At 56.9% G+C, this 17,232-nt stretch carries 15 protein-coding genes and 1 pseudogene; all 16 read right to left on the reverse strand.

Annotation, left to right across the window (positions count from 1 at the left end):
* The 16 genes and pseudogenes from LK03_RS22485 to atpB all read right to left on the reverse strand — a co-directional run bounded on the left by LK03_RS22485 (position 1) and on the right by atpB (position 17,220).
* On the reverse strand, positions 1-954 hold the full coding sequence (locus tag LK03_RS22485; RefSeq protein WP_240478647.1) for a TnsD family Tn7-like transposition protein: 954 nt from the start codon (positions 952-954) through the stop codon (positions 1-3).
* Positions 955-1,014: 60 nt separating this feature from the next.
* Positions 1,015-1,548 (reverse strand): annotated as a pseudogene (locus tag LK03_RS22795) (TniQ family protein); the annotation flags it as partial.
* Positions 1,493-2,941 (reverse strand): ATP-binding protein, encoded by a 1,449-nt coding sequence (locus tag LK03_RS06065; RefSeq protein WP_038411514.1) that lies wholly within the window; start codon positions 2,939-2,941, stop codon positions 1,493-1,495. The gene LK03_RS06065 and the pseudogene LK03_RS22795, both read right to left, overlap by 56 nt.
* Positions 2,938-5,106, reverse strand: coding sequence for a Mu transposase C-terminal domain-containing protein (locus LK03_RS21845; RefSeq protein ID WP_081951570.1), 2,169 nt, complete (start codon positions 5,104-5,106; stop codon positions 2,938-2,940). Before LK03_RS21845 ends, LK03_RS06065 begins: the two co-directional genes overlap by 4 nt.
* The gene (locus LK03_RS06070) at positions 5,087-5,998 is read right to left on the reverse strand and encodes a TnsA endonuclease N-terminal domain-containing protein (protein ID WP_049870442.1); all 912 of its coding nucleotides are present in this window, start codon (positions 5,996-5,998) and stop codon (positions 5,087-5,089) included. Before LK03_RS06070 ends, LK03_RS21845 begins: the two co-directional genes overlap by 20 nt.
* A 265-nt stretch (positions 5,999-6,263) precedes the next feature.
* Positions 6,264-8,099, reverse strand: coding sequence for a glutamine--fructose-6-phosphate transaminase (isomerizing) (gene glmS / locus LK03_RS06075; RefSeq protein WP_038411515.1), 1,836 nt, complete (start codon positions 8,097-8,099; stop codon positions 6,264-6,266).
* A 2-nt stretch (positions 8,100-8,101) separates the two neighbouring features.
* Entirely contained in the window at positions 8,102-8,878 is a 777-nt protein-coding gene (locus tag LK03_RS06080) for a DeoR/GlpR family DNA-binding transcription regulator (RefSeq protein WP_038411516.1), read from the reverse strand.
* 164 nt (positions 8,879-9,042) lie between these two features.
* Positions 9,043-10,410: a bifunctional UDP-N-acetylglucosamine diphosphorylase/glucosamine-1-phosphate N-acetyltransferase GlmU gene (gene glmU / locus LK03_RS06085; RefSeq protein ID WP_038411517.1), complete on the reverse strand. Its 1,368-nt coding sequence runs from the start codon at positions 10,408-10,410 to the stop codon at positions 9,043-9,045.
* Between the two features lie 111 nt (positions 10,411-10,521).
* Complete coding sequence (locus LK03_RS06090; protein ID WP_028695893.1) at positions 10,522-10,947, reverse strand: F0F1 ATP synthase subunit epsilon; 426 nt, start codon at positions 10,945-10,947, stop codon at positions 10,522-10,524.
* A gap of 44 nt (positions 10,948-10,991) precedes the next feature.
* Complete coding sequence (gene atpD, locus LK03_RS06095; protein WP_028695892.1) at positions 10,992-12,368, reverse strand: F0F1 ATP synthase subunit beta; 1,377 nt, start codon at positions 12,366-12,368, stop codon at positions 10,992-10,994.
* Positions 12,369-12,395: 27 nt separating this feature from the next.
* A complete protein-coding gene (gene atpG, locus LK03_RS06100) occupies positions 12,396-13,256 on the reverse strand; it encodes a F0F1 ATP synthase subunit gamma (RefSeq protein WP_028695891.1) in 861 nt (286 codons plus the stop codon).
* Positions 13,257-13,305: 49 nt separating this feature from the next.
* Complete coding sequence (gene atpA, locus LK03_RS06105) at positions 13,306-14,850, reverse strand: F0F1 ATP synthase subunit alpha (protein WP_028695890.1); 1,545 nt, start codon at positions 14,848-14,850, stop codon at positions 13,306-13,308.
* 21 nt (positions 14,851-14,871) lie between these two features.
* A complete protein-coding gene (locus LK03_RS06110; RefSeq protein ID WP_028695889.1) occupies positions 14,872-15,408 on the reverse strand; it encodes a F0F1 ATP synthase subunit delta in 537 nt (178 codons plus the stop codon).
* 12 nt (positions 15,409-15,420) lie between these two features.
* Complete coding sequence (locus LK03_RS06115; RefSeq protein WP_028695888.1) at positions 15,421-15,891, reverse strand: F0F1 ATP synthase subunit B; 471 nt, start codon at positions 15,889-15,891, stop codon at positions 15,421-15,423.
* A 58-nt stretch (positions 15,892-15,949) separates the two neighbouring features.
* Positions 15,950-16,207 carry a F0F1 ATP synthase subunit C gene (gene atpE, locus LK03_RS06120; protein ID WP_028695887.1) on the reverse strand — a complete coding sequence of 86 codons (258 nt, stop codon included), beginning with the start codon at positions 16,205-16,207 and terminating at the stop codon, positions 15,950-15,952.
* A gap of 143 nt (positions 16,208-16,350) precedes the next feature.
* Positions 16,351-17,220, reverse strand: coding sequence for a F0F1 ATP synthase subunit A (gene atpB / locus LK03_RS06125; protein ID WP_038411518.1), 870 nt, complete (start codon positions 17,218-17,220; stop codon positions 16,351-16,353).
* Positions 17,221-17,232 lie beyond the last annotated feature (12 nt).

The raw sequence follows: 17,232 nt of genomic DNA on the forward strand, positions 1-17,232 counted from the left end.
CTAATTTTTACCCCGAAGAAGTGCAAGACATTCTTCATCATTAAGTTTAGGCACTCTGATACCTGAGAATCGGTACACGACACTCTTCGCACACCCTTCAGTCAACGAATAGGTTTCAATCGCCCACTTAATTTTTCTCACTTGATGATCATGGGAAGACTCAAGTAGCTCTTCCATCAATGCAATGCTTGTAGGGAAATTATTTGGCTTTCTCAGAAAGTCATGACCACAGGCTACCAGCCTGCATAATGAGGCACGGGTAACCTTCTGCGGTTTACCCTCTGCAGAGCGTAACCGTTCATTCGCGAGCAAAAGCTCGCGCCCAAGCGCAGAGTCTCTTGCCTCCCAGTCGATCAGGTTCCCTCGTGACCGGATGAAAGGGTGCGCAGCTACATACTGCGCTAACCACTTCCTATCGTGACGGTAGAGCCACAGATAACCAGGCTTCTCGTGACATTTCAGGTTGTCGCTGGTGGAAAACGCTGATCTGCGAGCTCCAATTTCGCTCTCGTTAGCTAGGTTGGCTGAAACCTTGCCGCACGTGAGATCGCCATTGTGGGAAGCAGCTCTTGGGCGGAAGAGCTTCATCTGCTCTAGATCTAAAGCCAGAAGCCAGCAGAGGAAGTAGAACTTGAAAGGCTGCACGACTCCGCGTGGTCGCAGGACTCGAAAGACCCAGTCAGGGGAATGGGCGACTTCTTGAAACTCAGGCGCGCGAGGACTGGAAAGGAGACGACGGTCCAGGAAAGCCCTCAGCATTCGCTCTCGGATCCTCCCTGACTGGATGAATCCCATCTCTTCCAGACGGAGCCTTAGAAATTCACCCGCTAGGAGCGTCTGTACGCTTGTAGGGTTTTCCAGTCCCCAAAGCTGCATCTCCGCAATCAAGCCGGCTGCCGTCTCACCAGACCATTGCAGTACCGGAGTGCCCTTTGCTTCATCGGGTAAGAGCATGCAACGCCAATCTGCCCCATCCGGGAATGTCATCGCCCAAAGCACGTCTTTATGAAGGGGACAGATACAGGTGCCAACAGCCTGGTGAACGCGATGCCAGTAAGCTACGCCGTACCTCAGGAGGTCTTCACTGACGCACCTTTTGCAATACCTGAACGATGCATGCTTCAAAAACCTTGAGGCGGTAAGACCGAGACTCATTTTGAGCCCTGTACCACGATTGCCAGCCATGGCGACACAGGCGGCGCAATACGTCGCATCGGGTACAAATGGCTGATAAAGAGGCATAAGGGTAAAGCGATCGATCAGCACGTTTACTGGATAGGCTGTTCCCAGCCGTTGCGACAGCCCCTCCAAACAACACGGTAGAATAGAGCCACATGTCCTGGAATACGCGCCAAATAGTTCCTGGCTTGTCACACGGTAGCTGGGGTTGGCCGACAGCCTGTGGTACCGGACGGCCAAGCTGTATAGCGACTCATCAGGAAACGGCTCTGGAAAGAAAAATAGACGCTCCACTGAACTCACCCCATTCATGTCACCAAGTGGCGTCTTTATCCACCCAGCCGTGCTGTTCGAGTTGAGTCTGCACATCTTTTTCTTTGATGAAATGGGCTTTCTTAACAACCCCGTCTTCAACCGGGACTAATGGCCGACTAGCTACCTTGGGAGCATCTTTGTCCTCATATTCACTCACAGGGGCAATTGAAGCCTGAGTCAGCAGAGAGAGATGTGACCTGTCCGCTCGCCGCGCCAGATCGTAGTTCATCATCTGAGCGATCTGGTCCTTCGTGGGCATCATGTCCTCAAAGTCAGCGATCTGCAGAGGGTCACCGCTTCGAAGCGCTTCGATGGGCTTGTGCAGCAGCCTCATCTGGTTGTCATAAACCTGCTGCAGCACCGCTGGTGTGATCGAGTCAATGTCCTCCCAAATGACGTGGCGTTGAGCAAGCATCAGGAGTTTGGCGAGAAAATCTGTGTTGCCCTGACTGAGGTCGTAGATTTTGGATAGGAGTTCATCGCTCAACGGAGCACGAGACGTCGTCCAGTCATAGGCCCATAACTGTGAGACCAGATGCGCCCAAAATGGATCGTCCTCGCTGAATCGATCGAAGGCGATAGGGCCCATCCCTGCAGCTCGCCGAGCATTTCGCAAAACACCTGAAAAGAGCGGGAGCATTGCGTTTGTACCGACATAGACCAGCGGTACACCAGCGTCATTTGATAGCGTAACGAAAAAGTTGAGCAGTTTCTCCCGGTCCTGCCCCCCTCGCGACGAGCAAAGATGCTGCATCTCATCAATGATCAGTGCACCGATGAAAAAAGTTTTGCACAGCTGGCTGATGTGCTGAAGCATCACACTGATGCTGTTACCGGCAGCACCTTTGCGAGAGTACTTCTCAATGCCTAGCGCTGAATCCAGAGCGGCGAAAAATGCCACGCAGAAGCCTCTCAGCGATCCATCGTGCGGACATTCGATCTTGAGCCAAACAACCTGGGTCTCAATGAAAATCTGCTCTTTGTACTGACTATGGCTGATGACCTGTGGATAGAGCCTAGCTATAGAATTAAGGGCTGTGGTTTTACCCATGCCGCTCAATCCGATCAGAGTAAGGGTTTCTGCTGAGGACATAAAACCATGGCCTCTGACCTCAGCAGACGATGGCAGCCGATATCTGACGGTGGAGGCCAGCAGCGGATTTCGCCCGGTATATCCGTACCGGATCAGCTGACTAAACAAATCTTCAAGGCGCAGGTGAATTTCAAAGGGTACGACGATGTCCTTCATCCTGTTGATACCATGACCACGCAGCTTGGGCTCCAGGGCACGCTCCGCATCGTCAGGCTTCTTCGGGAGATTCCCAACGCGCCTGACGACATCAATATCGGAGAGAATCCTCGGAAGGCACTCGATAAGTGGATTGCCATCGTACTGAGGCATCCCGGTAGGACTGTATTCAGCAGGAGCGAAACTGAAGTCACTCATTGATCGGTCCCATCACTCACGTTGACCACCAGTTTCAGGAATGCAGCGCTTCTCCCTGAACTAGGTTTACTGGCGACTGGTTTGGGATTTTCCGCTGTGATTGCCGAGTTATCCACAACACGTAGCTGATTCAGATCAGCGGTGTGCTGGTCACGCTCGTTTTGAGCCTCTGAGGCACGCTTGGAACGCTTGTCCCGCTTGAATTCAGCATTCGACTTAGGGCTTCCTTGAGCTGCGCGCTTCGATTTAGCCCGATCAAGGATATCTTCCTGACGCGCTTTCAATTGTACCGCAGTGTTAACAGCTTCATACCGTGCGTCAGGTGAGACTTGATTCAGAATTTTGATCATATCAAGTACTTCTTCCATACGCAGTCCACCGTACTTTTGCCGTTGCTGCGGTACTATTGTAAGTGGCTCAAAACCCGCTTCGGATTTAATCCAACAGTTCTCAATAGAATTCGGATCGTAGTAAACCCTAACATAAGTCGTTTTAAAATTGTATGAACGTTCTAACCACGCCTCTCGAATTGCTGTTTCACAAGTATACAGCACGCCTTGGAACATAATTCCCCCTCGGCTAATACGGCACTCCTGTGAAGGCAACAGAGCGATTTTGAGTTCAGCGGCTGAAACCACTTTAGAATTAATCAGGCTATTGGCCATGGACCACTTCCAAATACTTATTGGAGTTGGCTCTACTCCTGCAGCAATCATCTCACGATTCAGAATGTGGGGCACTCGAAGGCTTTTATTGTGAGCCAGCACACCCAATATCACCATCTCGGTAAATTCATCGATGTCGAAGATTGCGTCAAGCTGATAATCCCGATCCCCGCGCTCCATTTTTCGGGCATCAACTCCACCAGGTACAAATTTTAGGTCCAATTTTTCATTTATCAAACGAAACCGGCTTTCAATGATAGCTTTCCAATCTGGCCGAAAGGGCGGCAAAATCTTAACGTCAATACCCAAAGACTTGGTCATCGCCTCACCGGCCTCACTCAAAAGCTCGGCACGATCCGCGACAAGTTCGACCGGGAGATGAGCGCATGGCCATTCGGTTTCATTGATGTCAATACCGTATCGTTTGCAGAAATCTACCTTTGGCGTGCAAGCGTTGTAAATAGCATGCCTAGCACCATTCCAACTCGGCCCTTCAAGGCCGACGTGGATACCCACGATCATTCTTGTAAATGTATCCACGATCACGTAGAGCACAGGCCGTCCGATCAACCACAATCTATTGACACGGTGTACTAAATAAACATCGGCAATCGTCGAATCTATTTCATATCTATGTCCAGCACCATACAAGCCCTTAGATGCCGAGCCTACGAGTGCTCGATGATCTTTATAAAAGCGAATAGCTCCTCCACGCTCCTTCAACTTATAGAGATCATCGAAGTATAATTTCCCATGATACGTGAGTTGATGGACAGATGGATAACTGCCCCGTACCACATCGCCTTTCGTGCCGTCAGTTGAAACCTCCGTGTAGAACTTATTTAACATCCAGATATGTGCGTCTTTCACCGTTCCGCATTTTCCACTCGCGAAGCGCCTATAAGCCATGCGAATGTGAGTCAGATGACGACTTTCAAGCTTAATAGCGCCATCACCACTAACAACCACTCCACGATACTTAGGCGGACGTCCTGGGATGATGCCGGACGCCCGGCTTTTCTCCTTTCCTGGACCGCCACAGGTGCTGGTATTCCACAGGAACGCATTACGAGACTGCCCCATGCTCCAATAACGATAAAGAAGTCGGTAGATCTGCTTACGATCTACCGCCACTAGTTTCGCATGAGCCGAAATGAGAGCACCAAAATCCGTAGTCAGAATGTCTAAAGGTGTTTGGCCTTCCACTAAGTCACGAATTAGATCCCAATTCCTGTCCCTGCTCCGTTTCTCATTCTCGCTTATTTGATCATCACTTCTGAGCAGGTGCATTGGAACCATTTCAGAATTTAGAGCAGCCGCACCGGAGTCGATTTCTTCGATAAGAAGTGACTTTTCAATCTGCCAAGGCTTGGTCGGATTTATGCAAAGCTTAATCACCCATACAAAATCTTCGTTAATACCCAAAACTCTAACAGGCTGCTCAAGCAGGCTAGAGCCCTCACCTGGCGAAACTATGCAGTTAACTCGCAGATTTAGCATCGTCGGGCACCTCGATTGGAGCTACAACAGCCGGAGAGTATTGACCAATCCATACATGTAGCGGCTGAGATAAGCTAATAACCTTTGAAGTTAGGTCCATCTGCAAGCGACCGTTCCATAGCAGATGATGGAAAAGACTTTTTACACCTATATAGTCTATATAGATATTTCTCGAAGCTTGATCCAATAGAGCCTTCAGTGGCACTTGATCGGTTTTACACTGACTCAAAAAATCGAATAGGTTGCCAATGTTCTTCTCGGTAGGTAAAGAAGGGTGAATACTCGCGTAGGTCCGGAGGATAGTGAGGTTCGCTATCCGAACTTTTGACAAGTTTTCGTGCAGCACAAGCCTCCATTCTATCTGCCTGGATGCCCAGTACTTTTCCTCGATAGCTAGCTTCTCTGCCATCCTGTTCTGCACACCAATATTGGCATCCTCAAACTCTTTCCTATATTTGACGGAGCGCGCAGCAACTTTCACTTCCCCCGATGAATCGAGATAGGTGATCAGGAAGTCAGTCGTCATTACTACTGGAATCTGAGTTCCGGGGTAGACCGGATGGCGATAGTTTAGGCTGTTAGCAATTGCTTGGGTTTCGGCTTGCGTTAGCAGAGGAAACTGCTCACGGATATCAATAATGGAGTTTTCGTGCTCCAGAACTGTGAGGTAGTCGCGCTCGGCATTAGATATCAGGTGATGAGTGCGGTGTACCTTCACCCCTGACACAAGGTGAGAGACACCTTTGGATTTGATATCCCAAACCTTGATCCAGGGCTCATAGGATTCCTTCACGCCGCTCCCGCGACCAGATTTGATTCTCCTATCGATTTTCTGCTGAGTCATCAGCTTGGAACGCGCGGGCTTAACTGATGCAGCTGGAACAGATGTCATTATAGAGTCGCTCATCGACGGGCGACCCACTCGACCGGTACGGCACTGGGGTAGACGTGGCGTTGGAGATGTCAGGAGCGGGCGCAGCCAGGACGACAGTCACAGCGGTCCAAAGGATTCTGATCCTAATCTGCCAGACCTGCTCCTGCCCCGATGTACGGTCGGGGCCAGAGCTTGTGACAATCTTTATTAGCTTGTGACAACCTTTATTCTTTTGTGACAACCTTTATTCTTTGCAGACACCGGCAGCTTCCTCGCCTTACCCTCACTCCACCGTCACCGACTTCGCCAGATTCCGCGGCTGATCCACATCCGTGCCCTTGAGCACTGCGACGTAGTACGACAGCAGTTGCAGGGGGATGGTGTAGAGGATCGGTGCGAGGGCGTCGTTGATGTGTGGAAGGTTGATGACGTGGGTGCCTTCGCCGTTGCTCATGCCGGCTTGTTCGTCAGCGAACACCACCAGTTCACCGCCGCGGGCACGGACTTCCTGGAGGTTGGACTTGAGCTTTTCCAGCAGCTCGTTGTTCGGCGCCACGGTAACCACCGGCATGTCGGCGTCGACCAATGCCAAGGGGCCGTGCTTGAGCTCGCCGGCCGGGTAGGCTTCAGCGTGGATATAGGAGATTTCCTTGAGCTTGAGCGCGCCTTCCATCGCCACCGGGTATTGCGCGCCGCGGCCGAGGAACAGGGTGTGGTGCTTGTCGGCGAACAGCTCGGCGGTTTTCTCGACCGTGGTGTCCATCGCCAGGGCTTCGCCCAGGCGGCTGGGCAGACGGCGCAGTTCGTCCACCAGCTCGGCTTCGACACCTGTGCCGAGGGTACCGCGCACTTGGCCCAGGGCCAGGGTCAGCAGCATCAGTGATACCAACTGTGTAGTGAAGGCCTTGGTCGAGGCGACGCCGATTTCCGGGCCGGCCAGGGTCAGCAGGGTGAGGTCGGATTCGCGCACCAGGGAGCTGATGCCGACGTTGCAGATCGCCAGGCTGCCGAGGAAGCCCAGGGCCTTGCCGTTACGCAGCGCAGCGAGGGTGTCGGCGGTTTCGCCGGACTGCGAGATGGAGACGAACAGGGTGTCGGGCTGCACCACCACCTTGCGGTAGCGGAATTCGCTGGCCACTTCCACCTGGCAGGGGATGCCGGCCAGGCTTTCCAACCAGTAACGGGCGACCATGCCGGCGTGGTAGCTGGTGCCGCAGGCGACGATCTGCACGTTACGCACCTTGGCGAACAACTCGGCAGCCTGTGGGCCGAAGGCCTGCACCAGTACATGATCCTTGCCCAGGCGGCCTTCGAGGGTGCGCTGGACGACGCTGGGCTGCTCGTGGATTTCCTTGAGCATGAAGTGCCGGTAGTGGCCCTTGTCGGCCGCCTCGGCGCCTTCGTGGTACTGCACCACTTCGCGCTGCACGGCGTGGCCGGCCTGGTCCCAGATGCTCACCTGTTCACGGCGAATCTCGGCGATGTCGCCCTCTTCGAGGTACATGAAGCGGTCGGTGACCTGGCGCAGGGCGAGCTGGTCGGAGGCGAGGAAGTTCTCACCGATGCCCAGGCCGATCACCAGCGGGCTGCCGCTGCGCGCAGCGACCAGACGGTCGGGTTGGGCGGCGCTGACCACGGCCAGGCCATAGGCGCCGTGCAAACGCTGCACCGCCGCCTTGACCGCATCGGCCAGGTCAGGGGTGCTTTTGAGCAGGTGGTGGATCAGGTGGACGATGACCTCGGTGTCGGTCTCGGAGGCGAATACATAGCCGAGGGTCTTGAGTTCTTCACGCAAGGCTTCGAAGTTCTCGATGATGCCGTTGTGCACCACCGCCACTTCATGGCCAGAAAAGTGCGGGTGAGCGTTGCGTTCAGTGGGCGCGCCGTGGGTCGCCCAGCGCACGTGGGCGATACCCAGCTGGCCCACCAGCGGGTCGTCTGCTACCGCACTTTCCAGCTCGCGCACCTTGCCGATGCGGCGGCGACGCTGCAGGCCGTCCTGGGCACTGAAGACCGCCAGGCCGGCGCTGTCGTAGCCGCGGTATTCCAGGCGCTTGAGGCCTTCGATGAGGATGGTCGTGATGTTGCGCTCGGCGACGGCTCCAACGATTCCACACATGGTTATTGCTCCTGGCTGATCGTGGCGCAGATCAGGGTGACGCCACGGGCTTGAATAGGTTCGCGTGCCTCGGCGGGCAGACGGTCATCGGTAATCAGGGTGCTGATGCGTTCCCAAGGCAGCTCGAGGTTGGGGATTTTTCGCCCGACCTTGTCAGACTCGACCATCACGATCACTTCGCGGGCCACCTCGGCCATGACTCGGCTGAGGCCCAGCAGTTCGTTGAAGGTGGTGGTGCCGCGGTTCAGGTCGATGCCATCGGCGCCGATGAACAACTGGTCGAAATCGTAGGAGCGCAGCACCTGTTCGGCCACTTGGCCCTGGAAGGATTCGGAATGCGGGTCCCAGGTGCCGCCGGTCATCAACAGCACCGGCTCGTGCTCCAGTTCGCTGATGGCACGGGCCACATTGAGCGAGTTGGTCATTACTACCAGGCCCGGCTGACGCCCTAACTGCGGAATCATCGCTGCCGTGGTGCTGCCGCTGTCGATGATGATCCGAGCGTGCTCGCGAATGCGTTGCACAGCGGCGCGGGCGATGGCCTGTTTGTATAGCGAGATGGGCTGCGCCGGTTCACCCAGCAGTTCTTGCGGCACTGGCACCGCTCCGCCATAGCGGCGCAGCAGCAGGCCATTGCTTTCGAGGGCGGCGAGGTCTTTGCGGATGGTGACCTCGGAGGTCTCGAAACGCCTGGCCAAGGCGTCGACGCTCACCTCCCCCTGCTCACTGAGCAAGGCGAGGATATTGTGTCGGCGTTGGGGGGTGTTTCGTTTCGACATGAGCGCTTAAGTTTCGATTCGAAAGATAATGCGGGCAATCAAAACTCAAACGTAAGCGCTCGTCAAGGGGTGGATTTCCCTCAGACGGGCTGTGGATAACCCCGCTGCTTGACGCGGGGCGACTGGGTGAATGACCGCGTTTAAGTTATCCACACGCGTGCAGATCAGTCCTTTTTGATCTTCTGCGGACGCTTCCAGCCATCGATATTGCGCTGCCGCGCCCGACCGACGGCCAACTGAGCGGCTTCGACATTCTGGGTAATGATCGACCCTGCCGCAGTAGTGGCACCATCACCGAGCTGCACAGGGGCCACCAGCGCGCTGTTGGAGCCGATGAACACGTCTTCGCCCATGACCGTGCGGAATTTATTGGCACCGTCGTAGTTACAGGTAATGGTGCCGGCGCCGATATTGCTGCGCGCGCCGATCTCGGCGTCACCCAGGTAACTCAGATGGCCCGCCTTGGCGCCCTCGCCCAGACGCGCATTCTTCAGCTCGACGAAGTTACCCACATGGGCCTTGGCCTCGAGCACGCTGCCGGGCCGCAGACGGGCGAACGGGCCGACATCGCTGCCCTCGCCCAACACCGCGCCATCCAGGTGGCTGTTGGCCTTGACCACTGCGCCACGGCGCAGGATGGAATCCTTGATCACGCAGTTCGGGCCGATCTGCACGTCGTCCTCGATCACCACCTTGCCTTCGAGAATGACGTTGATGTCGATCATGATGTCGCGACCGACGCTGACCTCACCGCGCACATCGACGCGGAACGGATCGCGCAGGGTCACGCCCTGGGCCATCAGCCGATTGGCCTGGCACTGCTGATAGTGGCCTTCGAGCTCGGCCAGCTGGCGGCGGTCGTTGGCGCCTTGCACCTGCATGGGGTCGTCGGGCTGCTCGGTGGCGATGCTCAGGCCATCGGCCACGGCCATGGCGATGACGTCGGTGAGGTAGTACTCGCCCTGCGCGTTGTTGTTAGAAAGGCGCGCCATCCAGTCCGCCAGACGCTTGGCCGGCAGGGCGAGGATGCCGGTGTTGCCTTCCTTGATGGCCTTCTGCGCCTCGTCGGCATCTTTCTGCTCGACGATGGCGGTGACCTGGCCCTGGGCATCGCGAACGATCCGGCCATAGCCGGTTGGATCGTTCAGGGTCACGGTGAGCAGGCCCAGTTGCTGTTCATTGGCTTTGCTCAACAGGCGCTTCAAGGTCTCGACTTCGATCAGCGGAACATCGCCATACAGCACCAGCACGGTCTCGGCGGTGATGGCTGGCAAGGCCTGGGCAACGGCGTGGCCGGTGCCGAGCTGTTTGTCCTGCATGACGAAATTCAGGTCATCGGCCGCCAGGCGTTCGCGCACCTGGTCGGCGCCGTGGCCGATGACCACATGGATGCCTCGCGGCTGCAACTGCCGAGCGCTGTGGATAACGTGACCCAGCATGGGTTTGTCGGCCACTGGGTGCAGCACCTTGGGCAGCGCCGAGCGCATGCGAGTACCTTGGCCAGCGGCGAGAATGACGATATCGAGGGACATGGGGGCTACCACTCCAAGAGGGCCGGGAAGCGACCGGGGGATGGGTGACGAAAACGAAAAAGGGTAGCCGATGGCTACCCTTTTTCTCAATCTGCGTGAAGCGTGGCGGAATTAACCGCCGAACTTCTTGCGGATCTGCTGGACGGTGCGCAGCTGAGCTGCAGCCTCGGCCAGACGCGCAGACGCGGCGCTATAGTCGAAGTCCGCACCTTTTTCATTCAGCGCCTGCTCGGCAGCCGCGAGGGCTTGCTGAGCCGAAGCTTCGTCCAGGTCTGCAGCACGTTGCACGGTATCGGCAAGCACCTTGACCATGTTCGGCTGCACTTCGAGGAAACCACCGGAGATGTAGAACACCTCACGGTCGCCGCCCTGCTTGGTCAGCGTGATCGGACCTGGCTTCAGATTGGTGATCAGCGGCGCGTGGCCCGGGGCGATACCAAGATCACCCAGGTTCCCGTGCGCAACCACCATCTCGACCAGACCGGAGAAAATCTCTCCTTCCGCGCTGACGATATCGCAATGGACTGTCATAGCCATCTGCTTGCCTCAACCTGATTAGCGCCCCTTGCGGGGCGCCGGGATTACAGTTTCTTGGCTTTCTCAACTGCTTCTTCGATGCCGCCGACCATGTAGAACGCTTGTTCTGGCAGGTGGTCGTAGTCACCTTTGAGGATGCCGCTGAAGCCAGCGATGGTGTCTTTCAGGGAAACGTATTTGCCTGGTGCACCGGTGAAGACTTCGGCCACGAAGAACGGCTGCGACAGGAAGCGCTGGATCTTACGAGCGCGCGATACCAGTTGCTTGTCGGCTTCGGACAGTTCGTCCATACCCAGAATGGCAATGATGTCCTTCAGCTCTTTGTAGCGCTGCAGCACATACTGAACGCCACGAGCGGTCTCGTAGTGTTCGTTGCCGATCACGTTCGGGTCCAGCTGGCGCGAAGTCGAGTCCAGTGGGTCGACCGCTGGGTAGATACCCAGGGAGGCGATGTCACGGGACAGAACGACGGTGGCGTCCAAGTGGGCGAAGGTGGTCGCAGGCGACGGGTCGGTCAAGTCGTCCGCCGGTACGTAGACCGCCTGGATCGAGGTGATCGAACCTTGCTTGGTGGAGGTGATGCGCTCTTGCAGAACGCCCATCTCTTCGGCCAGGGTCGGCTGGTAACCTACTGCAGAAGGCATACGGCCCAGCAGTGCGGATACTTCGGTACCGGCCAGGGTGTAACGGTAGATGTTGTCGACGAACAGCAGAACGTCGTTACCTTCGTCACGGAACTTCTCGGCCATGGTCAGGCCGGTCAGTGCGACGCGCAGACGGTTTCCTGGTGGCTCGTTCATCTGGCCGTAGACCAGCGCAACCTTGTCCAGAACGTTCGAATCCTTCATCTCGTGGTAGAAGTCGTTACCCTCACGAGTACGCTCACCCACACCGGCGAACACGGAATAACCGCTGTGCTCGATGGCGATGTTACGGATCAGTTCCATCATGTTGACGGTCTTGCCGACACCGGCGCCACCGAACAGACCGACTTTACCGCCCTTGGCGAACGGGCAGACCAGGTCGATAACCTTGATGCCGGTTTCCAGCAGGTCGTTGCCGCCTGCCTGTTCAGCGAAGGAAGGCGCGGCACGGTGAATGCCCCAGCGCTCTTCTTCACCGATCGGGCCAGCTTCGTCGATCGGGTTGCCCAGGACGTCCATGATGCGGCCCAGGGTGGCCTTGCCGACTGGCACGGAGATGGCTGCACCGGTATCGGTGACGTCCAGACCGCGCTTCAGACCTTCGGTGGAGCCCATCGCAATGGTACGAACCACACCGTCGCCCAGCTGCTGCTGAACTTCGAGAGTGGTTTCCGCGCCTTGTACTTTCAGCGCGTTGTAAACACTCGGCACGACGTCACGTGGGAATTCCACGTCGATGACGGCGCCGATGATTTGAACGATACGTCCGCTACTCATAGCTGGATCCTCTGAATATGTGAACCGTTAAACCGCGGCAGCGCCGCCGACGATTTCCGAGATCTCCTGGGTGATCGCAGCCTGACGCGCCTTGTTGTAGATCAGCTGGAGTTCGCTGATCAGGTCACCGGCGTTGTCTGTGGCGTTCTTCATGGCGATCATCCGGGCCGCTTGTTCAGCAGCGTTGTTCTCGACCACCGCCTGGTAGACCTGCGATTCCACGTAGCGCACCATCAGGCCGTCCAGCAGCTCTTTGGCATCGGGTTCGTAGAGGTAGTCCCAGTGGTGCTTGAGTTCCTGATCCGGGGTTGCAACCAACGGTACCAACTGCTCGACCGTGGGTTTTTGCGTCATGGTATTGATGAACTTGTTCGACACCACGCTGAGACGGTCGATACGGCCATCGAGGTAGGCATCGAGCATCACCTTGACGGAGCCGATCAGATCATTGATCGATGGCGCCTCGCCCAGGTGGCTGATTGCAGCTACCACGTTGCCGCCAAAGCTGCGGAAGAATGCCGCACCTTTGCTGCCGATCACGCACAGGTCGATTTCAACGCCCTGCTCGCGGTTGTCGTTCATGTCCTTGACCAAGGCCTTGAACAGGTTGGTGTTCAGGCCACCGCACAGACCACGGTCACTGCTCACCACGATATAACCGGCGCGCTTCACAGGGCGCTCGATCATGAACGGGTGGCGATATTCCGGGTTGGCGTTGGCCAGATGACCGATCACCTGGCGGATACGCTCCGCATAAGGACGGCTAGCAGCCATGCGCATTTGAGCCTTGCGCATCTTGCTGACCGCCACTTTTTCCATGGCGCTGGTAATTTTTTGCGTGCTTTTGATGCTCGCAATCTTACTGCGAATCTCTTTTGCGCCTGCCATGTATCACCTATCAGGTTAGCAAGCGGGGGCACGAAGCCCCCGCTGCGGCTTACCAGGTCTGGGTGGCCTTGAACTTCTCGATACCGGCTTTGAGGCCAGCGTCGATTTCGTCGTTGAAGTCGCCCTTGACGTTGATCTTGGCCATCAAATCGGCGTGATCGCGGTTGAAGAAGCCGATCAGCGCTTGCTCGAAGCTGCCGATCTTGGCGATTTCGACGTCGGTCAGGAAGCCACGCTCAGCGGCGTACAGCGACAGCGCCATGTCCGCGATGGACATCGGAGCGTACTGCTTCTGCTTCATCAGCTCGGTAACGCGCTGACCATGCTCGAGCTGCTTGCGGGTCGCTTCGTCCAGGTCAGAGGCGAACTGGGCGAATGCCGCCAGTTCACGGTACTGAGCCAGAGCGGTACGGATACCACCGGACAGCTTCTTGATGATCTTGGTCTGAGCGGCACCACCAACACGCGATACCGATACACCGGCGTTCACTGCCGGGCGAATGCCCGAGTTGAACATGGCCGATTCCAGGAAGATCTGACCGTCGGTGATCGAAATCACGTTGGTCGGAACGAACGCGGAAACGTCGCCAGCCTGGGTTTCGATGATCGGCAGAGCGGTCAGCGAGCCAGTCTTGCCGGTTACGGCGCCATTGGTGAACTTCTCGACGTACTCTTCGGAAACGCGCGATGCACGCTCCAGCAGACGGGAGTGGAGGTAGAACACGTCGCCTGGGTACGCTTCACGTCCTGGTGGACGGCGCAGCAGCAGGGAGATCTGACGGTAGGCAACGGCCTGTTTGGACAGGTCATCGTAGACGATCAGCGCGTCTTCACCGCGGTCGCGGAAGTATTCGCCCATGGTGCAACCGGAGTACGGCGCCAGGAATTGCAGTGCGGCGGATTCCGAAGCACTGGCGGCAACGATGATGGTGTTGGCCAGGGCACCGTTTTCTTCCAGCTTGCGCACGACGTTGGCGATGGTCGACTGCTTCTGGCCGACGGCCACGTAGACGCAGAAGATGCCGCTGTCTTTCTGGTTGATGATCGCGTCGATCGCCAGAGCGGTCTTACCGATCTGACGGTCACCGATGATCAGCTCACGCTGGCCACGGCCGACCGGGATCATGGCGTCGACAGCCTTGTAGCCAGTCTGTACAGGCTGGTCTACCGACTTACGCCAGATCACACCTGGAGCGACTTTCTCGACAGCGTCGGTTTCGGTGGTGGCCAGTGGGCCCTTACCGTCAACCGGGTTGCCCAGGGCGTCGACGACGCGGCCCAGCAGGCCTTTGCCGACCGGCACTTCGAGAATGCGACCGGTGCACTTGGCGCTCATGCCTTCGGCCAGGGTGGTGTATGCACCCAGGATCACCGCACCTACGGAGTCTTGCTCCAGGTTCAGTGCCATACCGTAGACACCGCCCGGGAACTCGATCATTTCGCCGTACATGACGTCGGCGAGACCGTGGATGCGAACGATACCGTCGGAAACGCTGACGACAGTGCCTTCGTTGCGGGCTTGGGAGCTGACATCGAGTTTCTCGATGCGGCCCTTGATGATTTCACTAATTTCGGAAGGATTGAGTTGCTGCATTGCTCTGCTGCCCCTTCAAACTCAAGATTTCAAAGCTTCGGCCAGTTTCGCGATCTTGCCGCGAACGGAGCCATCGATTACCAGGTCGCCTGCGCGGATGACGACGCCGCCGATCAGGCTGGCATCCTCCGACGCGTGCAGGCGAACTTCCTGGCCTAGCCGTGCACTGAGAACCTTGGCGAGTTTGTCTTGCTGTTCTTGGTCCAACGCAAAAGCACTGGTGACTTCCACGTCCACGGATTTTTCCTGCTCGGCCTTGTACAGGTCGAACAGCGACGAAATCTCCGGCAATAGCAGGAGACGGTCGTTTTCCGCGGCAACACGGATGAAATTCTGTGCTGATGCATCGAACTTGTCACCGCACACGTCAATGAACGTGGCGGCCTTTTCTGCGCTCGTCAGTCGCGGGGCCTTGAGCAGGCGCTGCATGGTGTCGTCTTCCGACACCGCAGCAGCCAGGCCGAGCATGGCTGACCAATTGGCCAGTTGCTGATGGGCCTGGGCGTGCTCGAAGGCAGCCTTAGCGTAAGGTCGGGCCAACGTGGTCAGTTCTGCCATGATCGCCCTCGCTTAAATTTCAGCGGCCAGTTTATTAACCAGCTCCGCATGCGCGTTTTGATCGATTGTGGCGCCAAGGATCTTTTCAGCACCGCCAACCGCCAGGGCACCCACTTGGGCACGCAGGGCGTCTTTGACGCTGTTCAGTTCCTGTTCGATCTCGGCCTGAGCCTGAGCCTTCACGCGGTCAGCTTCGACACGAGCCTGTTCACGGGCCTCGTCGACAAGCTGAGCAGCACGCTTCTTGCTTTGCTCAATGATTTCAGCCGCCTGTGCTTTTGCTTCGCGCAGTTGCTGACCCGCTTTTTCTTGGGCCAGCTCCAGGTCACGTGCAGCGCGGTTGGCAGCGTCCAGGCCATCAGCGATCTTCTTTTGACGCTCTTGCAGAGCAGTGATGACCGGAGGCCATACGTACTTCATGCAGAAGACGACAAAAATGAAGAAGGCAACGGATTGGCCAATCAGGGTTGCATTAATATTCACGCCAACACCTCGCTCGGTCTTCGTTCATCACAGCCGTTCACTCGTTGAAAACGAGTGATTAGCCGACGATCTGACCAACGAAGGGGTTTGCGAAGGTGAAGAACAGAGCGATACCAACGCCGATCATGGTTACGGCGTCGAGCAGGCCCGCAACGATGAACATCTTGACCTGCAGCATCGGAACCATTTCTGGCTGACGAGCAGCACCTTCCAGGAATTTGCCGCCCAGCAGGCCGAAACCAATGGCGGTGCCCAGAGCGCCCAGACCGATCAGCAGAGCAACAGCGATAGCGGTAAGACCAACTACAGTTTCCATCTTTCCTCCCGACTTTTACGTCGTATTGGTTAGGTTTTTAGTTTGAAGCGGTAAAACAGGATCGTTTGGTACAACTGCCCTTGCGGACGTTTTAAGCCCTCCCCCAACCGCGCGGGGAAGGCTATCAGACACGCCAGGCGGTCTTAATGGTTATCTTCGTGAGCCATCGACAGGTAGACGATGGTCAGCATCATGAAGATGAAAGCTTGCAGGGTGATGATCAGGATGTGGAACACAGCCCACGCCCACTGCAGCACCACACCCAGGCCGCTCAGCCAGAGCAGGCCGGAACCGAACATGACCGCGATCAGGATGAACACCAGTTCGCCGGCGTACATGTTGCCGAACAGTCGCAGCGCCAGCGAGATCGGCTTGGCGATCAGGGTGACGAACTCGAGCAGGAAGTTGACCGGAATCAGCAGGATCTGCACGAAGAGGTTCTTGCTACCGAACGGGTGCAGGGTCAGCTCGCCGATGAAGCCGCCGAAGCCCTTGACCTTGATGCTGTAGAAGATGATCAGCGCGAAGACACAGAAAGCCATGGCCAGCGTGGCGTTCGGGTCGGTGGTGGAAACGGCGCGGAACGGAATGTGCGGATCGCCGGAGATCCAGATGGCGGCCTGCGGAATCCAGTCTACCGGGATCAGGTCGATGGCGTTCATCAGGAACACCCAGACGAAGATGGTCAGTGCCAGCGGTGCGATGACCGGGCTGCGGCCGTGGAAGGAGTCCTTCACGCTGCCGTGGACGAAGTCCACCATCACTTCGACGAAGTTCTGCAGACCGCTGGGCTGGCCGGAAGTCGCCTTCTTGGCTGCCATGCGGAAGATGAACAGGAAGATCAGACCCAGCGCGACCGACCAGCCGAGGGTATCGACGTGGAAGGCCCAGAAGCCCATTGCCTTGGCTTCGGCAGCCGAATGGGCAAAGCCCCAGCTGCCGTCTGGTAGTTGACCGTAGGTCAGGTTCTGCAAGTGGTGCTGGATATAGCCCGAAGCGGTTTCTGCTGCCATGGTTGCCTCAAA

Source organism: Pseudomonas cremoricolorata, from assembly GCF_000759535.1.
In the GTDB taxonomy this organism is placed as follows: domain Bacteria; phylum Pseudomonadota; class Gammaproteobacteria; order Pseudomonadales; family Pseudomonadaceae; genus Aquipseudomonas; species Aquipseudomonas cremoricolorata_A.